Origin of the sequence: Ideonella azotifigens (assembly GCF_006519715.1) — a bacterium.
GTDB lineage: Bacteria > Pseudomonadota > Gammaproteobacteria > Burkholderiales > Burkholderiaceae_C > Ideonella > Ideonella azotifigens.
In genome coordinates, this window is the sequence record NZ_VIDT01000751.1 from 1 (window position 1) to 2,457 (window position 2,457).

At 69.9% G+C, this 2,457-nt stretch carries 3 protein-coding genes and 1 pseudogene; all 4 read right to left on the reverse strand.

Annotation, left to right across the window (positions count from 1 at the left end; genetic code table 11):
• Nucleotides 1-438, reverse strand: a pseudogene (locus FKP22_RS27195) (two-component sensor histidine kinase); the annotation flags it as partial.
• An 86-nt stretch (nt 439-524) separates the two neighbouring features.
• On the reverse strand, nt 525-1,232 hold the full coding sequence (locus FKP22_RS27200; protein ID WP_141291081.1) for a response regulator: 708 nt from the start codon (nt 1,230-1,232) through the stop codon (nt 525-527).
• An 86-nt stretch (nt 1,233-1,318) separates the two neighbouring features.
• Complete coding sequence (locus tag FKP22_RS27205; protein ID WP_141291079.1) at nt 1,319-1,954, reverse strand: Spy/CpxP family protein refolding chaperone; 636 nt, start codon at nt 1,952-1,954, stop codon at nt 1,319-1,321.
• Between the two features lie 129 nt (nt 1,955-2,083).
• A partial coding sequence (locus FKP22_RS27210) for a metallophosphoesterase family protein (RefSeq protein ID WP_510606730.1) occupies nt 2,084-2,457 on the reverse strand: 374 nt, incomplete at its 5' end.

Sequence of the window (2,457 nt, forward strand, 5' to 3'; positions counted from 1 at the left end):
TACATCGCCCGGGCGTGGCCCATCGTCCAGGTCACCGCGCGGGCCCCGGAAGTCCCGCATCGGCGGCCGCATGATCCACAGCTTGCGGCCATCGTCGAGCTGCAACATGACGGGCCGGCCGCGGCCCTCGGCCAACAGGCGGGTATAGCTCTCGGACTGGGCAATCACCTTGCCGCGCTGGTCGCTGAGCGCCAAGGGCATGCGCAGCCGCTGCGACCATTCCTGCAAGGCCTTGGCCTGGTCCTGGCTGGGGGCATCCCGCTCGGGCAGCGAGTTCTGGATCAGTGTGCCCCAGCCCGCCATGCGCTCGGCCATTGCCGCCTCGGCACGGGTGTGCTCCTGCTCCAGGTGCCGCTGCAGCAGCCAGCCGGAAACCAGCGCAAACAAGGCCAGGGCGGCCACCACGGTGAGCCAGATGCGCAGGTAGAGGGATTTCAAGGCGTCTTCACGACAACTGCCGGCGCAAGGCCGGCAGCGTCAATCTCCAGGGGAAGTGGGGCAGGCAGGGCCGCGGGATGCAAGCCTCAATCGGCATCCTGCTTGCGGGCAAAGACGTAGCCGGTGCCGCGCACCGTCAGCACCCGCTTCGGGTTCTTCACGTCGTCCTCGATCACCGAGCGAATGCGCGAGATGTGCACGTCGATCGAACGGTCGAAGGCTTCCATCGGGTGGCCCTTCAGCGCATCCATGATCTGGTCGCGGCTCAGCACCCGGCCGGGGCTCTGTGCCAGCACCACCAGCAGCTCGAACTGGTGGCCGGTCAGGTCGCAGCGCTTGCCGTCCAGCCGGGCCTCGCGGGCGCCCAGGTCGATCTCCAGCCGGCCAAAGCGCAGCAGTTCCTCGCTGACCTGGTCAGGGGCTGCGCGGCGCAGCAAGGCCTTGACGCGAGCCAGCAACTCGCGCGGCTCGAAAGGCTTGGGCAGGTAGTCGTCCGCGCCGATCTCCAGGCCGACGATGCGGTCCATCGGCTCGCCGCGGGCCGTGAGCATCAGCAGCGGCAGGCGGCGCAGCCTGGCGTCGGCGCGCAGTTCGCGCGTCAGGTCCAGGCCGTCGCCGTCGGGCAACATCAGGTCAAGGACCAGCGCATCGACCGGGGTGCCACGCAGTTTCACGCGGCCCTCGGCCAGCGAGCTGGCGGTTTCAACGTCGAAGCCGTGGCCGCGCAGGTAGTCACCCACCATCGCGGTCAGCCGGGTGTCGTCGTCGATCAGCAGGAGTTTGGCTGCAGACATCTCGATCGGTGCACCGAGGCCAGGGCCGCCCTGGCGGGCGAGGCGCACGGTTTGTTGGGCAAACGTCATGGTATCGCCCTCCTGGCTCAGCTGCGCGGAGTGCCCGGACGGGCATCGGGGCCAGCATCGGGCCGGCCGTCCGGGCCGGGACCGGGGCGACCGTGCGGCTCGCCGTCATGTCCCATGTGCGCCAGGCGTTCGCCCATCTGCTGGCGCTGCTCCGGCGTCAGCACCTTGCTGGCGGCCAGCATGCCCTGGGTCACGCGGCGGCTGATGCTGTCCTCGCGGCTCATTGCCCGCTGGCGCAAGGCCTCGACTGCCGCCGGGTCCACGGTCGGCTGGGTGAACAGCTTGCCCAGTTGCTCATGCTCGCCGCGGCCGGCCTCGTGCAGGGCCTTCACGTCGTCCCGCATCGCGCCGACGATCTTGCGCAGCTCGGCGCGCTGCTCGGGCGTGGCCTTCAGCTCGTCGAGCAAATGGTCCAGCGGCGGGCCTTCGGGTGGCAGGCCACCACCGCGGCCTACCATCATCATCGCGGGCATGAAGCCACCGCGGGGCATGCTACCGGCCCCGGGATGCGGACGCTCCTGCTGCTGCGCAGGCTGCATCTGGCCCGGCGCTTCGTGCGCAGAAGCCATGGCCACCAGGCCCAGCCCGCCGATCAGCGACAGCAGCAGGCCCAGGCCGACCAGGCGAACCTGGCGCGAAGTCGTGTTCTTCATCGTGTGTCCTCTCGTGCTGTTGCATTGGCACAGCGTGGAGTGAATGCTCGCGGCCACGTGTTGGTCCGGCTTGAGCGCGCCGTAAAGATGCGTAAACCGCGGCCCGGAACCGCGTCAGATGTCTCGCATTCAAGGCACCGCCCAGACGGCATCACCCGCCACCGCAAAGCGTTGCCGCCCCGGAGCCGGCGCCACGCTCGCGCCGCCGGTGAATTCGCCGAAAGCCGGCAGCACCAGCAGTCCGGCGTCGTCCGGACCGGTCCGGTCCAGGCAGAAACACGGCATGCGCAGTTGGTCGCGCCCCGGGCCTTGCAGCGTCGCAGCCGGGTGCAGGTGGCCCGCCAGCACGCGCTTGCCAGGCAAGCGCTGCGGGTGATGGCAAGCCAGCCAGTCGCCGGCCTCGTCCAGCGGCCAGGGTTCGTCCACCACGTGAATGCCCAAAGACGGCGGCGGGTCGCCCGCGCGAAGGTCATGGTTGCCCCGCACCAGCACGACCGCCAGCG